The organism is Streptomyces liangshanensis (assembly GCF_011694815.1).
Taxonomy (GTDB): domain Bacteria; phylum Actinomycetota; class Actinomycetes; order Streptomycetales; family Streptomycetaceae; genus Streptomyces; species Streptomyces liangshanensis.
Genome location: NZ_CP050177.1, coordinates 4483419 through 4506014, shown reverse-complemented (window position 1 = coordinate 4506014; position 22596 = coordinate 4483419). Strand labels below are relative to the sequence as shown.

Sequence of the window (22596 nt, the reverse complement as noted above, 5' to 3'; positions counted from 1 at the left end):
GGCCGACCGACGTCTCGGGCTCGTCGGTGGGCCCGCTATGACGGAGCGACGTGCCTGTGCGGGCCGATCCGGGCAAAGTGCGGGCGGGGGCGGCTTCGGTGTATCGGGCCGTAGGTTCGGCGATGATGTCCGCCCGAGCGGGGGCGACTGGCGGCAACCCGGCGGGCGGCGGTGACACCAAGCGGATCGCGCTCGGCGCGCTCGGCAGCGACGAGAAGAACGTACACCTCTGGCTGTGCTCCGAGCACTGACCCACCGGTCCTGAACTGCCTCGCGATCGCTATGCCTGGCCTGATTGCCCTCGGCTGCCCGGCCGTTCCCGTGCCGACCTATGCGTCGAACTCCTACTCCAGGGTGTACGACGCTGAGTCGAGGGTCATTTCGCTGACCGCGACGGGCTGGTCGTCGGCGGCGTAGGCGGTACGGGAGACGAGGATCACCGGAGTTCTCCGGGCAGGCCCCACCGCTCGGCCTCGGTCTGGGGCGGCATGCGCGAGCGGATCTCCTCGCGGAAGTGCACGGGCGCGATGCCCAACTCCGCGAGCCTCGCGTAGATGCCGCCGGGTCCTCCCGCTCCACGGCGGAACCGGTCAGCAATGCGGCGGGCAGGTAGGAGGTCGCCAACGAGACCGTCCACCACGTAGAGCCGCCTGCGTACGCAGACACCCGCGCCCACCTCAACCCCGCGAGCCTGACGCGCGGTCATGCGGGTGACGTTGTAGGTCGCCGTACTCTCCCGACCGGTGTGCGGTGGGGGTTGCCTCGGGGCCGGTGCCGGGTGCGGGTCACTGCGTCCTCAAGCGCCGGACGGGCTGGATGTGGCCCGGGCCCGTTGCCCGTGCGGGTCAAAGACGTCCTCAAACGCCGGACGGGCTGGGGTGGGTGCCGGACGGGCTGAAAGCAAGCCCCCGGAGGGGGCCGGGTTGTTTGGGCGTGCGCCTGGAAGGGGGGCGGGCAGGGGTCGTGTCCGGAACGTAGAGCGTGTTTTGTGTCGCGTGACGGGGGTTAGCGGGACAGCTGGTTGCGCGCGACGTAAAACATGCAGTGCAGGACATGGCCCCTGGCCGACCCCCGGCGACAACCCGAGGATGGCCACCAGGCCGCAGCGGGCACCATCGAGCCCGTCCGGCGATTGAGGACAAAGCAGTGACCCGCGCGGCCCCCAAGCCCGTTCGGTGCGGGCTACGCGTGGCCCAGGTCTTCGGCTTCTTGGGTTGTCTGGTCCAGGGGGAAGGCGTCCGTAGCCATCGAGTCCATCACCGGCGGTAGCGGGCGCAGGGGGGGTGGCATCACCGCTGCCTCCGAGTGGCCCCCGCAGCCGTACGCCAGCGACACGACGTGCCCGTCCGCCGGGGAGAACTCGTTGGCGCAGACCCCGAACGCCTGTCTCAGCGACCCCGCCAGCGGCAGCAGGAAGCCGCACGACACGCACGGCGCGGGCGCCGCCTGCGCCATCGGGGTCTTCGCGCCGAAGCTCTCGTCCCAGCGGTCCGCCGACAGGTGCAGCCCGTACCGGGACAGCACCCGCGCCCGGCGCATCCCGAGCTCCTCCGCGACCGCCGCGATCGTCCCCCGCGCCGTACCGGAGGGGTCGGAGGAGAGAGACGGGGAAGGGGAGGGGGAAGGGGCTGTGGACTCTGCTTCTACCAGGTCCGCCAAGTTCTGCGGCGTCACCGCCGACGCCACCACCGAGTTCGGCGGTGCCGACTCCTCCGCGTTGTACCCGGGCTCCAGCCGCAGGTCCTCCGCCTCGGTCGGCAGCAGGTCCCCGGGGCCCATGTCGCCCGGACGGAGCCGTTCGCTCCACGGCACCCATTCGGGTGCCAGCAGGGAGTCGGGGCCCGGGAGGAGCACCGTTTCGTCCAGCGTGACGAGCTTCGCGCGGGACGCGCGGGTCACCGTCACGGCCCAGCGCCAGCCGCGGTAGCCGAGCTCCTTGCATTCGAAGAAGTGGGTGACGACCCTGTCGCCGTCGGCCACCGCCGTCACATGTTCTCCGACGACCCCGGGGAAGGCCGCCTCCTCGGCAGCCGAGCGGGCGAGGTCTACCGCCTCGGCGCACAGACGGTCAGGGGTTCGGCTTCGCGTCGTCGCAGCACTCACAGGTCTCGCTTCTCTCCTACGCCGTCTCACGGGTGCGCCGGCCGAGTAGCGATGTACGAGCCGAGGGCGGAGCGGACCAGAGGGCCGCATCGACGTCCACGCCCGACCTCTTCCCGGGCACGCCTACCGTCATCCATTCTGCGGGACGACAAAGAGGCGCGCGGCCGAGAACAACCGCCGGTGGCGCGCTACGCACGCTACCCCCTCTCTCGCCCCCCGCCCACCTGCACGCCGTCTTTCCCGCACTTCCGGCCACACCGCAACAAGCCCGTAACCCTGGCGGGGCCGGGCGGGGAGCGGGTTGCGGCGAGTTTCGGCCCACTCCGAGAGTTTCCCACTCCGAGAGTTTCCGGCGCGTCAGACCGGAACCTCGGGTTCTGTTTGGATTCGATGCGAGCCGCGCAGGCCGGAACCCGCGGTTCCACGCCGGTGAACACCCTCCGCCCTCCCGGTGACACCCACGGTGACGCCCCCCGCTCCCCCGTCATGGCACTGTCACGGCCCCGTCATGGACAGGATCGGTTCGCTTCCCCTGCGGGTGGGGCACTATGACGGGGTGGCAGCCGCAAGGTCGTCCGACGACGCCGGCCCGCTCCGCAGGACGGGGCGGGCTGTCGGCCATGCCCTGCGCCTGCCGTTCACCGCGTCCGCGCGGGGCATCCGCAAGGCCACCCACGCCCACGGGGCGGGCGAGTCCGGGCTCGGCAAGCTGATCGAGCTGCACGCGGTGAACGGCGCCGGTGACGTCATGATCACCGTCGCCCTCGCCTCGACCGTGTTCTTCTCCGTACCGACCGACGAGGCCCGCGGCCGCGTCGCCCTCTACCTCGCCGTCACGATGGCGCCCTTCACCCTCCTCGCCCCCGTCATCGGCCCCCTCCTCGACCGGGTCCCGCACGGCCGGCGCGCCGCCATGGCCGCCGCGATGCTGACCCGGGCCATCCTCGCCATCGCCATGTCCACGTTCGTGGCCACCGGCGGCCTGGAGCTCTACCCGGCCGCCCTGGGCGTGCTCGTCGCCTCCAAGGCGTACGGGGTGGTCCGCAGCGCCGTCGTACCGCGCCTCCTGCCCCCGAACTTCTCGCTCGTCCGCGCCAACTCCCGGGTGACCCTCGCCGGGCTGCTGGCCACCGGTGTCGCCGCGCCCATCGGCGCGGGGCTCCAGATCGTGGGGCCGCAGTGGCCGCTGTACGGCGCGTGCCTGATCTTCACCGGCGGCACGATCCTGGCGTTCACGCTGCCGCACAAGGTCGACTCGGCGAAGGGGGAGCGGAAGGCGCAGCTGGTACGGCACGGCGAGAAGCGGCCGAGTCTGCGGTCGGTGGGGCCCTCGGTCCTGCACGGGCTCCAGGCGAACGCCTCGCACCGCGCGCTGTCCGGCTTCCTGACCTTCTTCCTGGCGTTCCTGCTGCGCGAGCACCCCCTCGCGGGGCAGAGCGCCGCCGTCTCCCTGGGGATCGTGGGGGTCTCGGCCGGGGTGGGCAACGCGCTGGGTACGGCCGTGGGCTCGCTCCTCAAGTCGCGCGGGCCCGAGTTGATCATCGCCACGATGCTGGGGCTCGCCCTGACGGCGGCGATCTTCGCGGCCGTGTTCTTCGGCGGGCTGGCGGTGGCCGTGCTGGGCGCGGTGGCGGGGCTCACGCAGGCCCTGTCGAAGCTGTCGCTGGACGCGACGATCCAGCGGGATGTGCCCGAGGAGGTCAGGACGTCCGCCTTCGCGCGCTCCGAGACGCTGCTCCAGATGTCCTGGGTGGTGGGCGGCGCGATCGGGATCGCGCTGCCGCTGAACGGTTCGCTGGGCATGTCCGTCGCCGCGGGCATCATGGCGCTGGGCGCGCTGGCGGCGGTACGGGGGCTGATCCGGGCCTCGCGGCCGGCCGCGTCCCAGCACCTCGGGCACCACGCGTGACGCCGAGGGCGACCCGTAACCCCCGCACCCCCACGACACCGAGGGCGACGGCCACCCGCGGCCCCCGCGGAACCGCCCGCCGGGCCGCCCCGCCGCACCCTGCGTGCCCCCCGCGCGGCGCGGGGGGTGGCGACCGATAACCTTCGGCCCATGACCGTTGCGTTCTTCTCTGGTAGGGGCCGCCGGGCCGGCATCGCCCTCGGCGCCGTGTCCGCCGGACTCCTCGTCCTCGCCGCCTGTGACAAGCCGACGCCGCTCGCGACCGTGACCGTCGGCGACGACTCGTGGAACAGCGGGGCGAACTGCTACAACGACGGCAAGGCCATCGCGCAGAAGGACCTCCTGAACTGCGTCAAGCGGAAGGCGGAGAACACCGTCGAGGTGAACTCCACCGACGAGGTCCACCTCGGCGTCGAGCCGTCCATCGCGGACCACAGCTGGGCCGTCATCGTCGACGGCACGCCGGTCTTCGACGAGCCGACCAAGAAGACCTACCGCACGATGACGGGCGCCCAGTTCTTCGCCCCCGACCCGCAGACGGGCCAGCCCGCGCCCACGACGCGCCAGGTCAGCTTCCTGAAGATCGACGGGAAGTCGTTCAGCGGGGTGTGGAACTTCACGTTCAAGAAAACCTCCTGATCCGGGTCCTTCCGAGCCCGACCCGGACCACCACGCCGAAGCCGACCCGCCGGAGGCCCCCGCCATGCACGTCCTCGTAGTCACGGCGGTGGCGGCCGAGGCGGACGCCGTCGTCGGCGGACTCGCCGGTTTCACCGCCCTCGGGCTGCGGGAGATGACGGGCGGGTACGAGTTGCGGGGCCACGCCCAGTACATGCCGCGCCCGGCGTCGGTGCGGATACCGGTCGTGGACGTCCTGGTCGGCGGAGTGGGCCCGGCCGCGTCCGCGGCGGCCACGGCGACCGCGCTGGCGTTCTCCACGTACGACCCCCCGTACGACCTGGTCGTCTCGGCCGGCATCGGCGGCGGGTTCGCGCCCCACGCACCCCTCGGCTCCCTCGTCGTCTCCGACGCGATCGTCGCCGCCGACCTGGGCGCCGACACCCCCGACGGCTACCTGCCGGTCGACGAGCTGGGCTTCGGCCGTACGGTCCACCGGCCCGCGCCCGCGCTGTCGGGCCGCGTCGCCAAGGTCCTGGCCGGCGACCCCGCGGTCCGGGTGGTCCTCGCGCCCGTCCTCACCGTCTCCACCGTGACCGGGACCGCCGCCCGCGCCGCCGAGCTGACCCGCCGTCACCCGCGTGCCGCCGCCGAGGCCATGGAGGGATTCGGCGTCGCGGAGGCGGCGTTCCGGCACGACATCCCCTGCGTGGAGATCCGGGCCGTCTCCAACGCGGTCGGCCCGCGCGACCGGGACGCGTGGCGGATCGGCCCCGCGATGGACGCGCTGCGCTACGCGTTCGCCACGCTCACCCCCGTCTTCGAGGAGTCGTCATGACGTCGCAGCCTCAGCCCGTGCCCACTCCCCCGCACGAGGCCGACTCCGGCCGCCCGCTCGACATCGCGTTCTCGCCGTGCCCGAACGACACCTTCGTCTTCGAGGCCTGGGCCCACGGCCGGGTGCCCGGCGCGCCCGCGCTCGACGTCACGTTCGCCGACATCGACATCACCAACGGCATGGCGGAACGCGGGGAGTTCGACATCCTCAAGGTGTCGTACGCCGTGCTGCCGTACGTCCTGGACGAGTACGCGCTGCTGCCCTGCGGCGGCGCGCTGGGCCGGGGCTGCGGTCCGCTCGTGCTGACGAAGGAGGCGGGCACCGACCTCACCGGGAAGACCGTCGCCGTACCGAGCGAACGCTCCACCGCCTACCTGCTGTTCCGGCTGTGGGCGGCCGAGGTGGTCCCCGGCGGGGTGGGCGAGATCGTCGTCCTGCCGTTCCACGAGATCATGCCGGCGGTACGGGACGGCAAGGTGGACGCCGGACTGGTCATCCACGAGGCGCGGTTCACGTACCAGAACTACGGGCTGCACTGCCTCGCCGACATGGGTGCGCACTGGGAGTCCACGACGGGGCTGCCGATCCCGCTCGGCGCGATCATCGCGAAGCGCTCGCTGGGCGCCGAAACGCTCGGCCGGCTGGCCGACGCGGCGCGCGCGTCCGTACGGATGGCGTGGGACGACCCCGAGGTGTCACGGCCCTACGTCCTGGCGCACTCCCAGGAGATGGACCCGGCGGTCGCCGACCAGCACATCGGCCTGTACGTCAACGAGTTCACCGCCGACCTCGGCGAGGACGGGTACGCGGCGGTGCGCGGGCTGCTCACGCGTGCCGCGGCCGAGGGACTCGTACCGCCCCTCCGCCACGACGCGCTGCGACCTGCCTGAGCCGGTGGTCCGGCCCCGTGCTCCCCGCCGTCAGACGTCCAGTTGGTCCGCCACCGCGCGCAACAGGCCCGCGATCTTCGACCCGTTGGCCTTGTCGGGGTAGCGGCCGCGCTCCAGCATCGGGGTGATGTTCTCCAGGAGCGTCGTCAGGTCCTGGACGATCGAGGCCAGTTCGTCGGGCTTGCGGCGCTGGGCGGCGGCCACCGAGGGCGTCGGGTCGAGAACCGTCACCGACAGTGCCTGGTCCCCGCGTTGACCGGCGACGACCCCGAACTCCACGCGCTGGCCTGGCTTGAGTACGTCGACTCCGGCAGGGAGGACCGACGAGTGGACGAAGACGTCGCCGCCGTCGTCACGGGAGAGAAAGCCGAAGCCCTTCTCGCTGTTGAACCACTTCACCTTGCCGGTAGGCACGTCTGTCCTCGTCCTCGTACTCATCGGTGCGCTGCCGCGCGCGAAGGAAATCAGGTCTGATCCGGGTCCGGAACGGCTCCGCAACGGGTCCGAAACGGCTCCGGATAGCACTACAGCGGGTCGCCTGACCCGCCACCCCCAAGGCTAATGGTCCAGGCGCCGGTGACAAGACGTTGCCGGTCGGTTCCTGTCAGCTCCTGTTCCGCAGGGAACTACCCTGGTGGCGTGACTGCTACTCCTGCACCCCGCACGGCCGCTCCCGCGCCCCGCACGGCGGACGAGCCCGGACCCGGCGACGGACTCGTCCGGATCGGCGCGCTCGTCTTCATCGTCGGCGCCGTGGCCACCCTGGTCACCGTGGCGCCCCTGTTCTTCGGCACGCGTCCGTTCCCGACCGTCGCGTACCTCGTCAGCATGCTGATGGGGGTCGGGTTCCTCGTCGCGGCCGCCGGGGTGCTGCGTTCGGTGGCGGCCCAGCGCCGTCAGGCCAAGTCGGCGGCTCAGGCCAGGTCGGCGGCTTCCGACTCCGCGTCGGCCCCGGCCACCCCGGCCGCGTAGGCACGCACCCACGCGGGGAACGCCGTGAGGTCCGGCAGGACCACGTCCGCCCCCGCCGCGAGCAGCTCCGCCTCGTCGCACGGCCCGGTCGGTACGGCGACGGAGAGCGCGCCCGCCGCCCGCGCCCCGCGGACGTCCCCGGTGTGGTCGCCCACGTAGGCCGACGCCCCGTGCGCGCGCAGCGCCTCCGCCTTGCCCTCCGCCCACAGCGACCCGATGACGTCGTCCGGTTCGATGCCGAGGTGCGCGAGGTGGAGCTTCGCGTTCGGCTCGTACTTCGCGGTGACGACGATCACCCGGCCTCCCGACGCCCGGACGGCGGCGACGGCCTCCCGCGCGCCGGGCAGCGCCGTGGAGGGCGTGATGGCGTAGGCGGGGTACATCTCGCGGTAGCGGTCGCCCACTTCGGCGATCCGGTCCTCGGGGAACCAGTGCGCCAGCTCCCGGTCGAGCGGCGGCCCGAGCCGGGTGACGGCGAGGTCGGCGTCGATCGGGACGCCCGTCTCGGCGGAGAGCGCCAGGAAGGCGGCGCGGATGCCGGGCCGTGAGTCGATCAGGGTCATGTCGAGGTCGAAGCCGACGGTGAGCGCGCGCGACGGGGTGGACCGCGACGGGGCGGACGGGGTGAGGGAGGCCATGGGTGCCATTGTGCCCGGGCCGTGCCCGGCAGTGCGGGGCCGCCGGCGGCCGTCCCCGGTACGTCCCCCGTCCCGCCGCTGCCCGTCCCCGGCCGTCGGTGGCCGGAAAGGGCTGCTTAGACTGAGCCGGGCCACTTAGCCAAGCCTAACCATCCTTGCGCCCCACCCCAGCCCCGATTGGTTCCCATGCCGGCCGCCGCCCCGCCGATCCCCCGTACCAGACGCGCTCTGGCCGCCCGCCGTACCGGCTGGACGGCCGCCGCCGTCGTCGCGCTGCTCCTCGCGGTCCTGCTGAGCCTCGCGGTGGGCGCGCGCGCCGTCGCCCCCTCCGTCGTGTTCGACGCGCTGCTGCACGGCGGGCACAGCGACGACGCCGAGGTCGTACGGCACCTGCGGGTGCCGCGCACGCTCATCGGGCTGATGGTGGGGGCGGCGCTCGCCCTCGCGGGCACCACCTTCCAGGGCATCACCCGCAACCCGATCGCCGACCCCGGCATCCTCGGGATCAGCCAGGGCTCCTCGGTGGCCGTGGTCCTGGCCATCTCCGTCCTCGGCGTCCACACCCTGTCGGGGTACGTCTGGTTCGCCTTCGCGGGCGCGGCGGTGGCGTCGGTGGCGGTGTACGCGATCGCGTCCAGCGGCCGGGGCGGGGCCACCCCGGTCAAGCTCGCGCTCGGCGGCGCCGCGATCAACGCGCTGCTGGCGTCGGTGACGCAGGGGGTGCTGACCACGGACGCGTCGACGCTGGACGAGTTCCGCTTCTGGCAGGTCGGGTCGATCGCGGGCCGCGACACCCACGTGGTGAACCAGATCTGGCCGTTCCTGCTGCTGGGCGCGGTGCTGGTGTTCTCGGTGGCCCGGGGCCTGGACGCGCTGGCGTTGGGCGAGGACGTGGCGAAGGGCCTGGGCCAGAACGTCGCGGCGGTACGGATCCTGGGCGGGCTCGGCGCGACCGTGCTCACCGGCGCGGGGGTGGCGGCGGCCGGCCCGATCGCGTTCGTCGGCCTCGCCGTACCGCACATCGCCCGCGCGATCGTCGGGACCGACCACCGCTGGCTGCTGCCGATGGCCGCGCTGATCGGCCCGGTGATGCTGCTGGTGTCGGACGTGATCGGGCGGATCGTCTTCCCGCCGGGCGAGGTCCCGGCCGGGGTGATGACGGCGCTGCTCGGGGTGCCGTTCCTGGTCGCTCTCGTACGCCGGAAGGCGGTGCCGGCATGACGACGGTCGTCGGGGAGAAGGCCCGCCCCCGGGCGGGAGGCGTGCGCCCGGAGGGGTACGTGGTCGTACGGGCCGGGCGCGGCTCGTTCCTGCTGCACCGGCGCGCGTGCGCGGCGGCCGCGGGGCTCGCCGTGCTGCTGGCGGCGGTGTGCGTGGCGTACCTGAGCGTGGGCGAGAGCTTCGTACCGCCCTCCGAGGTCCTGAAGGTGATCCTCGGGCAGCCGTCGCCCGACGAGCTGGTGGTCGGGACGCTGCGGCTGCCGCGCATGGTCGTCGGGCTGTTCGTGGGGCTGGCGTTCGGGGTCGCGGGGGCGCTGATCCAGACCGTCGCCCGCAACCCGCTGGCCAGCCCGGACATCATCGGCATCAGCCAGGGCGCGGGGGCGCTCACGGTCGGGGCGATGACGTTCGGCGTCACGTCGTACACGGCCCTGCCGTACCTGTCGGTCGCGGGCGGGATCGCGGCGGCCGCGCTGGTGTACGTGTTCGCGTGGCGCGGTGGTCTGCACGCGACGCGCTTCGTGCTGATCGGCATCGGGTTCGCGATCGCGCTGCGGTCGGTGACGAGCCTGTTCCTGACGAAGGGCGACTACCTGGTCGCCCAGCAGGCGCAGGTGTGGATGACCGGTTCGCTCAACGGGCGCGGCTGGGAGGAGGCCACGCCGCTGGGCTGGACCCTGCTGGCGCTGGTGCCCGCGGTGGCGTGGGCGGCGTACGCGCAGCGGTCGGTGTCCCTGGACGACGACACGGCGACGGCGCTGGGGGTACGGCTCGGGGGCACCCGGCTGGGCCTGGTGCTGCTGGGCGTGGTCCTGGCGTCGGTGGCGACGGGGGCGGCGGGGCCGGTGGACTTCGTGGCGCTGCTGGCGCCGCAGATCGCACGGCGGATGACCCGGACCGCGCAGATCCCGCTGCTGTGCTCGGCGCTGCTGGGCGCGGTGATCGTGGTCCTGGCGGACCTGCTGGCGAGGAAGCTGTTCTCGCCGACGGAGCTGCCGGTGGGGGTGCTGACGGCGGCGGTGGGCGCGCCGTACTTGATCTGGTTGATCGTTCGAAGCCGTACCGCAGGAGGCACCGCATGAGCAGGCTCGTCGCCAGGGATCTGACACTCGCGTACGAGGACCGCACGGTCGTCCACGAGCTGGAACTCGCCGTCCCCGACGGGCGGGTGACGGTGATCGTCGGCCCGAACGCGTGCGGCAAGTCCACGACGCTGCGGGCGCTGGGGCGGCTGCTGAAGCCCCGGGGCGGGGCGGTGCTGCTGGACGGCGAGGAGCTGTCGCGGATCCCGACGAAGCGGATCGCGCAGTCGATCGGCCTGCTGCCGCAGTCGCCGGTCGCGCCGGAGGCGATCACGGTCGCGGACCTGGTGTCGCGCGGCCGGCAGCCGCACCAGAGCTGGTGGCGGCAGTGGTCGGACGCGGACGAGCGCGCGGTGACGGACGCGATGGAGCGTACGGACGTGACGGCCCTCGCGGACCGGTCGGTGGACGAGCTGTCGGGCGGCCAGCGGCAGCGGGTGTGGATCGCGATGGCGCTGGCGCAGGAGACGGACCTGCTGCTCCTGGACGAGCCGACGACGTTCCTGGACATCGCGCACCAGGTGGAGGTGCTGGACCTGGTGCGCCGCCTGAACCACGAGCAGGGCCGCACGGTCGTGATCGTCCTGCACGACCTCAACCAGGCGGCCCGGTACGCGGATCACCTCGTCGCGATGAAGGCGGGCCGGGTCGTGGCGGAGGGCGAGCCCGGCGAGGTGGTGACGGCGGAGCTGGTACGGGAGGTCTTCGGCCTGGAGTCGGTGGTGGTCCCGGACCCGGTGACGGGCTCACCCCTGGTGGTCCCGGGGGCGCCGTACCGGCCGGAGGGGTTGGGCGGGGTGGCGGGTTCGGATCGAGCGGAGGGTTCGGACCGGGCGGAGGGGCCGGATCGGGCGGCGGATCGGGACCGCGTGGAGGATCCGGACCCGGTGGAGAGCCCGGACCACGTGGAGAGCCCGGACCGCGTGGAGGGCTAGGGGGTCGTCCGGGGGAAGGCGCGGCGGTAGTCGGCCGGCGACACCCCGAGCTGTTTGAGGAAGTGGTGGCGGAGGTTGTTGGCCGTGCCCAGGCCGCTCAGCTCCCCGACCTTCTCGACCGGCAGGTCCGTCGACTCCAGCAGGCCCTGGGCGCGCGCCAGGCGCTGGTTCAGGAGCCACTGGAGCGGGGTCGTCCCGGTGGCCGCCCGGATCCGCCGGTAGAACGTCCGCCGGCTCATCGCGGCCCGCCGCGCAAGGTCCTCGACGGTCAGGGGCTGGTCGAGGCGGGCCCGGGCCCAGTCCAGTACGTGGCCCAGTCCCTGGTCGTCGCTCGGCGGGACGGACAGGTCGATGAACTGCGCCTGGCCGCCGGTCCGGTGGGCGGGCACCACCATCCGGCGGGCCAGCTGGTTGGCGACGTGGGCGCCGAGGTCCCGGCGTACCAGATGGAGGCAGAGGTCGAGCCCGGCGCTCAGCCCGGCGCTCGTGAGCACGTCCCCGTCGTCCACGTACAGCACCGAGTCGTCGACCTGCACCTTCGGGTAGCGCTCGGCCAGTTGGGCCGTGTGCATCCAATGGGCCGTGGCACGGCGTCCGTCGAGCAGCCCCGCCTCGGCGAGGGCGAAGGCGCCGGTGCACAGGGAGACCATGCGGGCCCCCGCGTCACTGGCGTCGCGCAGGGCCTCGATCAGCGCCCGGGGCAGCGGTCTGCCGTCCTCCACGCAGGAGTCGGGCACCGAGGGCACGACAACCGTGTCGGCGCCGACGAGGTCCGCGAGCCCGTAGGGGGTCCGCAGCGCGATCCCGGCACCGGCCGGGGTGCCGTCCTCCGGCGGGTCGCCGCCTCCGCACAGCCGCAGGTCGTACCAGGTGTCGGCCAGGTCGGGCTGCGGCTTCCCGAAGACGGTGCAGGGGATGCTCAGCTCGTACAGGTCCCAGGAGAGAACCCGGACGTCCTCGATCACGGCCACGGCGACGGACCCAGCGCTCACGCGCCGGAGTCTGGCACGAATTCGGCGGTGGCCGTCATCGGTGTCACTGTTTCCGGCCGCCCCACCCTGCGAGCGTGGCGGTACGTGATCAACCGTCACGGACGCACGTACAAGGGAGTTGTGGCATGCATTCCGATCACCGAGCCGTGAGCGTCGTCGGACTGGGCTCGATGGGCTCGGCACTGGCCGCCGCGTTACTGGACGGCGGCCATCCGACCACCGTGTGGAACCGGTCGCCGCACAAGGCCCGGCCGCTGACCGACCGGGGGGCCCGCCTGGCGGCGACACCCGAGGAGGCGATCGCCGCGAGCCCGCTCGTCGTCGCCTGCGTACGGGACCACGAGGCGCTGCGCGCCGTCCTGGACCCGCTGACCGGGTCCCTCGCCGGGAAGTCCCTGGTCAACCTCACCTCCGGCACGCCGGAGCAGGCTCAGGAGAACCTCGCGTGGGCCCGGTCGCACGGCGCGGACTTCCTCGACGGCGCCGCCATGACCACCCCGCCGGGCGTGGGCAACGCGGAGGTGATGTTCCTGTACAGCGGGTCGCGCGCCGTCTTCGACACCCACCGTCCGGCCCTGACGGCCCTGGGCGATCCCCTGTACCTGGGCGCCGACGCCGGTACGGCCTCCCTGCACGACGCCGCCCTGCTCGGCCTCATGTGGTCCGCCATGACCGGCTGGCTGCACGGCACCGCGCTGGTCGGCGCGGAGAAGACGCCGGCCACGGCCTTCACGCCGCTGGCGGTCCGCTGGCTGAGCACGGTGTCCGGATTCCTGACCACGTACGCGTCCCAGGTGGACGCCGGGCACTATCCGGGGGACGACGCCACCGTCGACGTACAGATCGCGGCCGTCGACCACCTGATCCACGCCGCGGCCGCCCGGGGCGTGGACAACGGCCTGCCGGAACTGCTGAAGGCCACCATGGAGCGGGCGAGGACCGCGGGCCACGGGTCCGACAGCTACGCGAGCGTGATCGAGGTCCTGCGAAACCCGACGGCCGGCCGGTAACCGTCGCGCGGCGGGGGTGAGGTTCGCGGGGCGGCGGGCCTGCGGGCCTGCGGGCCTGCGGTCGCGCTGGCTGGCGATCGCGCTGGCCGCGGCGGGTAACCGCTGCGCGGCGGGCGGCGAGGTTCGCGGGTCTGCGGTCTCGCGGGTCGGCGGGCACGCGGGCGCGCGGCCTCGCGGGCCGGCGAGTAACCGCCGCGCGGCGGGCGGCGAAATTCGCGGCCCTGCGGGCCTGCGGTCGCGCTAGCTGCGGGTAACCGCTCTCGCGGATCTGCGGGCACGCGGCCCCACGGGCTGGCGGGTAACCGCTGCGCGGCAGGCGGCGAGGTTCGCGGTTCCGCGGTCGCGCGGATCCGCGGGCCAGCGGGCACGCGGGCGCGCGGTCCCATGGGCCGGCGGGGTAACCGCCGCGCGGCGGGTGGCGAGGTCCGTGGTTTCGCGGACCTGCGGGCACGCGGTCGCGCTGGCCGGCGGGGGGTGAGGTTCGCGGTCTCGCGGACCTGCGGGCACGCGGCCTCGCGGACTGGCGGGTAACCGCTGCGCGGCAGGGGCGAGGTTCGCGGTTCCGCAGTCTCGCGAATCTGCGGGCCAGCGGGCGCGCGGCCTCGCGGACCGGTGAGTAACCGCCGCGCGGCGGGCCGCGAGGTTCGCGGGCCTGCGGGTCGCCGGGCCTGCGGCCTCGCTAGCCGGCGAGTACCGCCGCGCGGCGGCGAGGTCCGCGGGCACGCGGTCTCGCGGTACGGGGGCTGCGGCGCCGGTGCCTTGTCGCAGGGTGCCCTACCGCCGGGGCCGTGCCGTGAAGCTCACGTCTGTCTGCGGGAGCGCCACAGGAGGTACAGGGCCGAGGCGATCGCCGCTGTGCGTATCACCGCTGGGGCCGTGTCCGCTATCGCGGCGTTCCAGCCTCCCTCGGGGATCGCCTCGCCCCAGCGGTCGTTGGCGCGGCCCCACAGCCAGATCAGGCCGCCGGCCACCGAGACGCCCGGCAGGCCGAAGACCGCCCACTTCGCCGCCGCCCGGGGGAGCGCGCGCGACGCGTATGCCAGGAGCCAGCCGCCCGCCAGGGCCAGCCACGAGCCCAGGAACGCGCCCACCACCAGCAGCCCGGCGGCGAGGAGCAGCAGGGGGTGGGAGAGGCGGACGGGCCGGGCGGCCACCACGACCTCGGCCTCCTCGGCCTCCCCGACGGCCTCGTCCGCGCCGCGCCGCCGCCACAACGCCCGCCACGCGCGGCGGCCCGCCGAGCCGGCCTCGACCGCCTCGTCGCCGTCGCCCGCGGCCCCCGCCTTCTTGGCCGGGTCGGGCGGCGGGACCAGTATCTCGGGGAGCTCCACCCCGCCCACGAAGCCCGGCACGCCGATCCCGCCGCCCGTCGGCCCGTTGCCCATCGGCCCCGGCTCGACGCGCCACCAGTCGGTCCTGCCGTTCGCGGACCCCACCTCGTCCATCCCGGCCAGATGCGGCCCCCGAGGCCCGGGAACAGCCGACGCCCCGGACGGTCCCGACGCCTGGTGGGGGATCTGGGCGCCCGCGTCCGTACCCGCGGCCTTGTCGCCCCGGTCGCCCCGGCCGGACCGGCCCGCCTTGCTCAGCCAACCGCCGCCCCGCCGGCCCCGCTGCCCCGGCACGACCGGACCCGGCGACGACGACGAGGACGGGGATGGGGATGGGGAAGCGGGCGGGGGAGGGGACGGTGGGGGCGCGTAGCCGCCGGGGTCGCCCGACCCTGCCGACGCGCCCGGGCCGCCGCTCGACGCCGCCCGCACCACCGCGTTCGGCTCCCCGAGGCGGCCGAGGATGCGCCGTACCGCCGCCGGGCTGTCGCCCCCCGACTTCCCGCGCTGCCGGTCGATCTCGTTGCGCAGCGTCGAGACCAGTCTCATCCGGTCCCCGGACGCCAGCTGCTGCTGGCGCGCCGCGTCACCGACCCGGCTCAGGTAGTCGTAGACGAGCTGGTCGCTCTCGATCCCCACACGTTCCTCCCACAGGTACACGCAGGTGCACGCACGCGATGCTGTCGGAGTCATCCCCGTACGTCCAGTACGACAAAGGCCGGCCGGCGTCCCCGTACCCGCGCCGCGACCGGTACGCGGCGGTCCGCCCGTATCGTCCGGAACGGCCCGCCCGTACGGCCCGAACACGTCGGCCGGAACCGTACGAACGACCCGGCCGGAACCGCACGAACGCGGTCGCCCGACCTTGCGAAGGACCCCTCCCCGCCCCTCCTCCTCCGCCCGGGGGCACGGCAGACCGCTCCTCAGGGGCTAACGTGGGACGGATGGGGACCCGCCAAGCCTGAGCAGGAGGCGCACGTGCCAGAAGGAACCGGCGGTACGCCACCGCGCACACTCGCGGAGGCCCTGCGCACCCGGGGCGACGACTCCCTCACCGCGCTGCTGCGCGCCCGACCCGATCTGCTCAATCCCGTGCCCAACGACCTCTCCCAGCTGGCGACCCGCGCGGGCACCCGCGCCTCCGTCGTCCGGGCGCTGGAGCGGCTCGACCGCTTCACGCTCCAGACGGCGGAAGCGCTCGCCGTCGCCCCCGAGCCCGCGCCGTACGACACGCTCCGGGCGCTCCTGACCGGCGACGAGGGCGACGCGCGCATCGAGCGCGCCCTGCCCGCCGCCGTGGGCCGGCTGCGCGACCAGGCGCTGATCTGGGGCAGCGACACGCGGCTGCGGCTGGTCCGTACCGCGCGCGAGCTGCTCGCGCCCTCGCCGACCCACCCGTCCCCCACCGGCCTCGGCCCGACCGTCGCCGAGGCCACCGCCGGGATGTCGCCGGGCCGGATCCAGGAGATCCTGACGGCCGCCTGGCTGCCGTCCACGCACGACCCGGTCTCCGCCGTCGCGGCGCTGACCGAGCTGTTCACCGACCGCACCCGCATGGCCGCCCTGCTGGACACCGCGCCCATGGAGGCGCTGTCCGTGCTGGACCGGCTCGTGTGGGGGCCGCCGTACGGCGAGGTCACCTCCAGCCCCACCCCGCCCGTGCAGTGGCTGCGCGACCGCGGCCTGCTGCTGCCCGCGACGACCCGCACGGTCGTCCTGCCGCGCGAGGTGGCCCTGCACCTGCGCGCCGGGCGCGCGCACCGCGTCGTCGAGCCGGAGGCGCCGCCCGTCGCGCCCCGGACGAGCGAGCCGGGCTCGGGCGCCCGTCCACAGCTTGTGGACGGTACGGCGGCCGGGCAGGCGTACACCGCCCTCGCCACGATCGAGGAGCTGGCCAAGGACTGGAACGAGGGCGGCCCGAGCGTCCTGCGGGCCGGCGGCCTGTCCGTACGCGACCTCAAGCGCACGGCCACCGCCCTCGGCGTCACCGAGCCGCTGGCCGCCTTCTGGGTCGAACTGGCCTACGCGGCGGGGCTGCTGGCGGCGGACGGCGAGGCCGACGAGCGGTACGCGCCCACCCCCGCGTACGACGAGTGGGAGGAGCTGCCCTCCCCCGAGCGCTGGGCGCGGCTCGCCGTCGCCTGGCTGACCGCGACCCGCACCGCGGGCCTCGTCGGCGGCCAGGACTCCAAGGGCCGGACGCTCGCGGCCCTCGGCCCCGACCTGGACCGCGGCCCCGCGCCCGAGGTGCGCCGCCGGATCCTCGACCTGCTCGCCACGCTCCCCGAGGGCACCCCGCCCGACCCCGAGTCGCTGATGGCCCGGCTTCGCTGGGAACGCCCGCTGCGCGGCGCCTCCGCCGCCGGCCGCCCCGACGACCTGCGCGGGCGCCTCGCGGCCTGGACGCTGAACGAGGCGGAGCTGCTCGGCCTCACCGGCCGGGGCGCGCTCTCCACGCACGCCCGCGCGCTGCTCGACGCCCTGGGCGACCCCGCCGAGGGCATCACCACCAGCCCCGCCGAACTGGCCGCCGCGGGCCTGCGCGCCGCGGAGGCCCTCAGGCCGCTGCTGCCCGAGCCCCTGGACCACGTGCTGCTCCAGGCGGACCTGACGGCCGTGGCGCCGGGCCCGCTCCTGCGGCCGCTCGCCGAACTGCTGTCGGTGGCCGCCGAGGTGGAGTCGACGGGCGGGGCGACCGTCTACCGCTTCACCCCGGCGTCCGTACGGCGGGCGCTGGACGCCGGGCAGTCGGCGACCGGCCTGCACGACTTCCTGAAGGCGCACAGCCGGACGCCGGTGCCGCAGCCGCTCACCTACCTGGTGGACGACGTGGCCCGCAAGCACGGCCATCTGCGGGTCGGCTCGGCCAACGCGTACGTGCGCTGCGACGACGAGGCGGTGCTCGACGAGATCGTCGCCGACCGGCGGTCGCAGGGGATGCGGCTGCGGCGGCTGGCACCCACGGTCCTGGCAGCCCAGGCGGACCCGTCGACGCTGCTGGACGGACTGCGGGCGATGGGCTTCGCACCGGCGGCGGAGTCCGCCGACGGGGACGTGCTGATCACCCGGGCCCACGCGCACCGGACCCCGGCCCGGACGGCGCCCGCGCCGGTGCCGGACGGTCCGCCGGTGCCGGACGCGACGCTGCTGGGCGCGGCGGTACGGGCGATCCGGGCCGGTGACCTGGCGGCGACGGTCGTCCACAAGACCGTCCCGGAACCGGCGGGTTCGCGGTCCCGGGCGCGGGCGGTGTCCGCGTCGGCGGCGCACACGGCCGCCTCGGCCTCCCGGCGGGGCGACCTGCCGCGTACGACGTCCGCGGAGACCCTGGCCACGGTCCAGGCCGCCGCCATGACCGGGTCGGCGCTCTGGATCGGGTACGTCAACGCGGAGGGCGCGGCGAGTCAGCGGGTGATCGCGCCGGTGCGGGTCGAGGGCGGCTTCGTGACGGCGTACGACCACACGGCCGACGAGGTCCGTACGTACCCGCTGCACCGGATCACGGGTGTGGCGGAACTGGCCGACGACACGGCATGACGGAGCGCCGGGCGGGCCGCGAAGCCCGCCCGGCGCCCTGACCGGTCCGTCACCTGTTCTAGGTGCGGCGCCCCAGCCGTACGAGCCGCTCGCTCCAGTTGGCCCTCGGCTTCTCCTCGGCCTTGGCCATCGGTGTCAGCTTCGGCTTCTGCTGTGTCCTCGGGCGGGACCTGGGCAGCGTCCGCCTCCCCGAGGGGCGCGCCTTCTCCGTACGCGTCGCGGGGGCCGGCCCGTCCACCGGCGCGGGCTCGGCGGCGGGCAGCGGCTCCGGTACGCCCAGCGCGTGGAACCGGCGGCCGATCCGGCGTCCCAGCAGCAGGTACCCGAGCAGCGCGCCCGAGGTGTTCAGGATCACGTCGTCCACGTCGAAGGCGCGGCCCTGGACGATCGAGCCCTGCGCCAGCTCCACCAGCGCCATGACCACGGCGGTCAGGACGACCACGCGGAGCATCGGCAGCCGGCGCGGCATCAGCACCGGCAGGATCAGCCCGAAGGGCATCCCCATCACGATGTTGCCGCCGATCTGCTTGCACGCGGCGAGGAACGTGTAGTCCTCCGCGTACTGCCGCAGCGAGTGCCCCGGCCGCAGGTTGGAACCCGCGATCTCCGCCGAGGCCGGGGACGGCGTCAGCGTCAGGTCCGCCAGCACCGCCGAGAAGGCCACGAGGGCCAGGAAGGCGACCACCAGAATGATCACCCGCAGTACGGCCCGACCCCAGGAAATCCGTCGCGGGGCGGCTCTGTCCGGCCCTGGCTTGCTCGTCTCAGCGGTCATAGGAGCCAGGTGCCCAGACCTGGCCGGGACAGTCCCCCGCACGCCCTCGGATCGTCCCGGGAATCCGGTACGGGGGTCCGGGCGACCCGGTGCGGAGGTACCGGGAATCCGCCGCCGGGGACGGGCCCGCCCCCGGATCGGCCCGGTATGAGCGACACTGGTCGTTTGGCACAAAGAGTGACGGCCCAAGGAAAGACCGAAAGGGCGCAGCTGTGAACGGACCCCTCATCGTCCAGAGCGACAAGACCTTGCTGCTCGAAGTCGACCACGACCAGGCCGGAGCCTGCCGGCGGGCCATCGCGCCGTTCGCCGAACTGGAGCGCGCGCCCGAGCACATCCACACGTACCGGCTGACCCCGCTCGGCCTGTGGAACGCCCGCGCCGCGGGGCACGACGCCGAGCAGGTGGTCGACGCGCTGGTGGAGTTCTCCCGCTACCCCGTGCCGCACGCCCTCCTCGTCGACGTCGCCGAGACGATGGCCCGCTACGGCCGCCTCACGCTGTCCAAGCACCCCACCCACGGTCTGGTCCTGACCTCCACGGACCGGCCCGTCCTGGAGGAGATCCTCCGGTCGAAGAAGGTCGCCCCGCTGGTCGGCGCGCGGCTCGACCCGGACACCGTCGCCGTGCACCCCTCCGAGCGCGGCCAGATCAAGCAGACGCTCCTCAAGCTGGGCTGGCCGGCCGAGGACCTCGCCGGGTACGTGGACGGCGAGGCGCACGCGATCGACCTGGTGGAGGACGGCTGGGCCCTGCGCCCGTACCAGAAGCAGGCCGTCGAGGGCTTCTGGCACGGCGGTTCCGGGGTGGTCGTGCTGCCCTGCGGCGCGGGCAAGACCCTGGTCGGCGCGGGGGCGATGGCGCAGGCGAAGGCGACGACGCTGATCCTGGTCACGAACACCGTCTCGGCCCGCCAGTGGAAGCACGAGCTGGTGAAGCGCACGACGCTGACCGAGGAGGAGATCGGCGAGTACAGCGGTACGCGCAAGGAGATCCGGCCGGTCACGATCGCCACGTACCAGGTCCTCACGACCCGCAGGAAGGGCGTCTACCCGCACCTGGAGCTGTTCGACTCGCGCGACTGGGGGCTGATCCTCTACGACGAGGTGCACCTGCTGCCCGCGCCCGTCTTCAAGTTCACCGCCGACCTCCAGGCGCGGCGCCGGCTCGGGCTGACCGCGACGCTCGTCCGGGAGGACGGCCGCGAGTCGGACGTCTTCTCGCTGATCGGGCCGAAGCGGTTCGACGCGCCGTGGAAGGAGATCGAGGCACAGGGGTACATCGCGCCCGCGGACTGCGTGGAGGTACGGGTCAACCTCACCGACAGCGAGCGGCTCGCGTACGCCACCGCCGAGACGGAGGAGAAGTACCGCTTCTGCGCGACGACCGCCACGAAGCGGAAGGTGACGGAAGCGCTGGTCCGGAAGCACAAGGGCGAACAGACCCTGGTCATCGGCCAGTACATCGACCAGCTCGACGAGCTGGGCGAGCATCTGGACGCGCCGGTCATCAAGGGCGAGACGAGCAACGCCCAGCGCGAGAAGCTCTTCGAGTCGTTCCGGCAGGGCGAGATCTCGGTGCTGGTCGTGTCGAAGGTGGCGAACTTCTCGATCGACCTGCCGGAGGCGACGGTCGCGATCCAGGTGTCGGGCACGTTCGGGTCGCGCCAGGAGGAGGCGCAGCGCCTCGGGCGGGTGCTGCGGCCGAAGGCGGACGGGCACGAGGCGCGGTTCTACTCGGTGGTCGCGCGGGACACGATCGACCAGGACTTCGCGGCGCACCGGCAGCGGTTCCTGGCGGAGCAGGGGTACGCCTACCGGATCGTGGACGCGGACGAGCTGCTCGCGGGGAACTGAGTGGCGGGGGCCGGGTGTTGGGGGGCGGGGTGTTCGGGGGCGGTGTGTAGGGGCGTGGGTGGTCGGGGGGTGGGGTGCCGGGGGGCAGATTGTCGGGGGGCGGGGCTGAGGGGCGCGTCGGCCGTCCGGCGCGCGATCCAGGCCAGCAGGGCCAGCGCCGCCAGGGGGTAGGGCGAGGCCAACGGCTGCTGCCACCACGGGAGTCGGAGGTCCAGGTCGCCCCGGTGCGGTACGGCCCAGAGGGTGCGGGCCGTCCACACGACACCGGCCGCCGCAGCCGTACGGTGGTGGCCCTCCGCGATCAGGACCGCCAGCAGCGGTACGCACCAGACCCAGTGGTGCGACCAGCTGATCGGTGAGACGAGCAGCGCGGTCAGGGCGGTGACCAGGACGCCCCAGGTCTCCAGGCCGTGGCGCAGGAAGACGCGGCGCGCGAGCCACAGGCCGGCGGCGGCGGTGAGCGCGGCGGCCACTGCCCAGACCGGGCCCGGGTCCGTCGTGCGGAGGACGCGGGAGAGCAGGCCGCGCAGCGACTGGTTGTCGACGATCCACGCCTTGCCGACCCGGTCGGTCTCGAAGACCCGGCGGGTCCAGAAGTCGGCGCTGGCCCGGGGCAGGACCAGCGCGCCGAGCAGCACGGTGCCGGTGAGGGAGGCGAGGGCGGTGAGGCCGGCCCGTACCCGCCCGGTCACCAGTAGGTACACGAGGAAGATCGCCGGGGTCAGCTTGACCCCGGCGGCGACGCCGAGGGCGAAGCCCTTGCCGACGGCGTGCTCGGGCCGGGAGAGGTCCCACAGGACGAGGCAGGCGAGGGCGAGGTTGATCTGCCCGAAGAGGACGGTCTGGAAGACGGGTTCGAGCCAGAGCGCCAGGCCCGCGGCGACGGGGAGGGCGATCGGCAGGACGTACCGGAGGACGTACGGGGCGGGGCGGACCGGGCCGTACGGGCCGCCGTACCGCAGGCCGGCGAATCGGCCGGAGAGGCGTACGAGCAGGGCGAGGAGCGCGAGGTTGCCGACGACGAAGGCGCACTTGAGGACGCCGACGGGCGGCCAGGTGGTCGGTACGAAGAGGATCGCCGCGAAGGGCGGGTACGTGGCGGGCAGCCGCCACTGGGTGACCGTGAATCCGTACAGGTCCGTGCCGTCGACGACGGCGGCGCCTTCCGCCCGGTAGACGAGCGTGTCCGCCATGGGGACGCGGCGCGCGAGGCAGAGGGTGGCGAAGGCCGCGAACGACAGCGCGAGCACGCCGACCGCGACGAGTGAGCGGGCGGTCACGGTCCGGGTGGTCACGGCCGCGACCCTAGTGGATCAGGGGGAACGGTTCCGCCGGGTGCCGGTCGGGTCAGAGGCGTCGGCGGACGACGCCGGCCTCCTCCCAGTACTCACCGAGGACGGCGACGCCGAACGCGGTCGTCACGTACACCTTGACGGCGCGCAGGGCGTTGCCCACGTGGTGGGCGGGGTGGGGCACGGCGCCGGTGGCGGTCGCGCCGGAGAGTGAGGCGCCGTGTGGGGCGCGGGGCGGGATGAACGTCGCTGTACTCATATGTCCATGGTCGCGCGCTGCCCCCCGAACCGCGTCGCCCTCCGGACGGAATCCTGGGCGACCCGTCGTACGACTCGGGATATAGGGGATCCCCTACGGGAGGACCAGCGCGGGCGCCCTGGCGGGGGCCGGGGGACCTGCCTCGCGGCCGAAACGCATTCGCCTCCCCGCCACCCGCTGGCTACACTCTCCCCTCTTGCCCGCCTCCGCCTCCCTCGCGGAGCGCCGCCGCCCGGACGGAAACCGGGCGGCTGCCATGACGTGATCCACGCCGACCGGACACCGCCGCCCCGTAGCCCCTCGGCTCCGCGGGAGCGCGGCCCGTCGGCCTGCGTACA

General features: G+C 74.1%; 21 protein-coding genes. 12 read left to right on the top strand and 9 right to left on the bottom strand.

Features of this window, described 5'->3' with window-relative positions; translation table 11 throughout:
- Positions 1 to 122: 122 nt before the first annotated feature.
- Positions 123 to 251: a hypothetical protein gene (locus tag HA039_RS34420; protein WP_279592853.1), complete on the top strand. Its 129-nt coding sequence runs from the start codon at positions 123 to 125 to the stop codon at positions 249 to 251.
- A 185-nt stretch (positions 252 to 436) separates the two neighbouring features.
- On the opposite strand, the gene HA039_RS19560 is transcribed toward HA039_RS34420, so the two are convergent.
- Positions 437 to 706: a hypothetical protein gene (locus HA039_RS19560; RefSeq protein ID WP_425086367.1), complete on the bottom strand. Its 270-nt coding sequence runs from the start codon at positions 704 to 706 to the stop codon at positions 437 to 439.
- Positions 707 to 1182: 476 nt separating this feature from the next.
- The gene (locus tag HA039_RS19555; protein WP_167031536.1) at positions 1183 to 2103 is read right to left on the bottom strand and encodes a DUF3027 domain-containing protein; all 921 of its coding nucleotides are present in this window, start codon (positions 2101 to 2103) and stop codon (positions 1183 to 1185) included.
- Between the two features lie 556 nt (positions 2104 to 2659).
- On the opposite strand from HA039_RS19555, the gene HA039_RS19545 reads away from it, so the two are divergent.
- The 4 genes from HA039_RS19545 to HA039_RS19530 all read left to right on the top strand — a co-directional run bounded on the left by HA039_RS19545 (position 2660) and on the right by HA039_RS19530 (position 6358).
- Positions 2660 to 4012: an MFS transporter gene (locus HA039_RS19545; protein WP_167031533.1), complete on the top strand. Its 1353-nt coding sequence runs from the start codon at positions 2660 to 2662 to the stop codon at positions 4010 to 4012.
- Between the two features lie 150 nt (positions 4013 to 4162).
- Positions 4163 to 4651, top strand: a complete 489-nt coding sequence (locus HA039_RS19540) for a DUF2771 domain-containing protein (protein WP_167031530.1) — start codon at positions 4163 to 4165, stop codon at positions 4649 to 4651.
- A 64-nt stretch (positions 4652 to 4715) separates the two neighbouring features.
- Complete coding sequence (locus HA039_RS19535; RefSeq protein WP_167031527.1) at positions 4716 to 5468, top strand: futalosine hydrolase; 753 nt, start codon at positions 4716 to 4718, stop codon at positions 5466 to 5468.
- Positions 5465 to 6358 carry a 1,4-dihydroxy-6-naphtoate synthase gene (locus HA039_RS19530; protein WP_167031524.1) on the top strand — a complete coding sequence of 298 codons (894 nt, stop codon included), beginning with the start codon at positions 5465 to 5467 and terminating at the stop codon, positions 6356 to 6358. Before HA039_RS19535 ends, HA039_RS19530 begins: the two co-directional genes overlap by 4 nt.
- A 30-nt stretch (positions 6359 to 6388) precedes the next feature.
- Here the strand turns inward: HA039_RS19530 and HA039_RS34415 are convergent, their stop codons facing one another.
- Entirely contained in the window at positions 6389 to 6772 is a 384-nt protein-coding gene (locus HA039_RS34415) for a cold-shock protein (RefSeq protein WP_167031521.1), read from the bottom strand.
- Positions 6773 to 6919: 147 nt separating this feature from the next.
- Here HA039_RS34415 and HA039_RS34635 point away from each other — a divergent pair, with 147 nt between their 5' ends.
- Positions 6920 to 7330, top strand: coding sequence for a hypothetical protein (locus tag HA039_RS34635; protein WP_425086366.1), 411 nt, complete (start codon positions 6920 to 6922; stop codon positions 7328 to 7330).
- Here HA039_RS34635 and HA039_RS19515 read toward each other — a convergent pair.
- Complete coding sequence (locus HA039_RS19515) at positions 7273 to 7968, bottom strand: HAD family hydrolase (RefSeq protein WP_167031515.1); 696 nt, start codon at positions 7966 to 7968, stop codon at positions 7273 to 7275. The two genes, HA039_RS34635 and HA039_RS19515, sit on opposite strands and share 58 nt — an antisense overlap.
- A gap of 186 nt (positions 7969 to 8154) precedes the next feature.
- Between HA039_RS19515 and HA039_RS19510 the strand changes: the two genes are divergently transcribed.
- The 3 genes from HA039_RS19510 to HA039_RS19500 are packed head-to-tail and all read left to right on the top strand — an operon-like array spanning position 8155 to position 11206.
- Complete coding sequence (locus tag HA039_RS19510) at positions 8155 to 9189, top strand: FecCD family ABC transporter permease (protein WP_167031512.1); 1035 nt, start codon at positions 8155 to 8157, stop codon at positions 9187 to 9189.
- Positions 9186 to 10271 (top strand): FecCD family ABC transporter permease, encoded by a 1086-nt coding sequence (locus tag HA039_RS19505; RefSeq protein WP_167031509.1) that lies wholly within the window; start codon positions 9186 to 9188, stop codon positions 10269 to 10271. The genes HA039_RS19510 and HA039_RS19505 overlap by 4 nt, the downstream gene beginning before the upstream one ends.
- The gene (locus tag HA039_RS19500) at positions 10268 to 11206 is read left to right on the top strand and encodes an ABC transporter ATP-binding protein (protein ID WP_243869581.1); all 939 of its coding nucleotides are present in this window, start codon (positions 10268 to 10270) and stop codon (positions 11204 to 11206) included. Before HA039_RS19505 ends, HA039_RS19500 begins: the two co-directional genes overlap by 4 nt.
- Here HA039_RS19500 and HA039_RS19495 read toward each other — a convergent pair.
- On the bottom strand, positions 11203 to 12198 hold the full coding sequence (locus HA039_RS19495) for a GlxA family transcriptional regulator (protein ID WP_425086365.1): 996 nt from the start codon (positions 12196 to 12198) through the stop codon (positions 11203 to 11205). The genes HA039_RS19500 and HA039_RS19495 overlap by 4 nt on opposite strands.
- A gap of 125 nt (positions 12199 to 12323) precedes the next feature.
- Between HA039_RS19495 and HA039_RS19490 the strand changes: the two genes are divergently transcribed.
- Positions 12324 to 13208 carry an NAD(P)-dependent oxidoreductase gene (locus tag HA039_RS19490; protein ID WP_167031506.1) on the top strand — a complete coding sequence of 295 codons (885 nt, stop codon included), beginning with the start codon at positions 12324 to 12326 and terminating at the stop codon, positions 13206 to 13208.
- Between the two features lie 800 nt (positions 13209 to 14008).
- Here HA039_RS19490 and HA039_RS19485 read toward each other — a convergent pair.
- Positions 14009 to 15178, bottom strand: a complete 1170-nt coding sequence (locus HA039_RS19485) for a hypothetical protein (RefSeq protein WP_167031503.1) — start codon at positions 15176 to 15178, stop codon at positions 14009 to 14011.
- 339 nt (positions 15179 to 15517) lie between these two features.
- Between HA039_RS19485 and HA039_RS19480 the strand changes: the two genes are divergently transcribed.
- On the top strand, positions 15518 to 18076 hold the full coding sequence (locus HA039_RS19480; RefSeq protein WP_167031500.1) for a helicase-associated domain-containing protein: 2559 nt from the start codon (positions 15518 to 15520) through the stop codon (positions 18074 to 18076).
- Between the two features lie 58 nt (positions 18077 to 18134).
- On the opposite strand, the gene HA039_RS19475 is transcribed toward HA039_RS19480, so the two are convergent.
- Positions 18135 to 18773: a VanZ family protein gene (locus HA039_RS19475; protein ID WP_425086364.1), complete on the bottom strand. Its 639-nt coding sequence runs from the start codon at positions 18771 to 18773 to the stop codon at positions 18135 to 18137.
- A gap of 290 nt (positions 18774 to 19063) precedes the next feature.
- On the opposite strand from HA039_RS19475, the gene HA039_RS19470 reads away from it, so the two are divergent.
- Positions 19064 to 20707, top strand: coding sequence for a DNA repair helicase XPB (locus HA039_RS19470; protein ID WP_167031494.1), 1644 nt, complete (start codon positions 19064 to 19066; stop codon positions 20705 to 20707).
- Here the strand turns inward: HA039_RS19470 and HA039_RS19465 are convergent.
- On the bottom strand, positions 20665 to 22002 hold the full coding sequence (locus HA039_RS19465; protein ID WP_243869578.1) for a glycosyltransferase 87 family protein: 1338 nt from the start codon (positions 22000 to 22002) through the stop codon (positions 20665 to 20667). The genes HA039_RS19470 and HA039_RS19465 overlap by 43 nt on opposite strands.
- Before the next feature lie 52 nt (positions 22003 to 22054).
- Positions 22055 to 22258, bottom strand: a complete 204-nt coding sequence (locus HA039_RS19460; protein ID WP_167031489.1) for a hypothetical protein — start codon at positions 22256 to 22258, stop codon at positions 22055 to 22057.
- Positions 22259 to 22596: the final 338 nt, after the last annotated feature.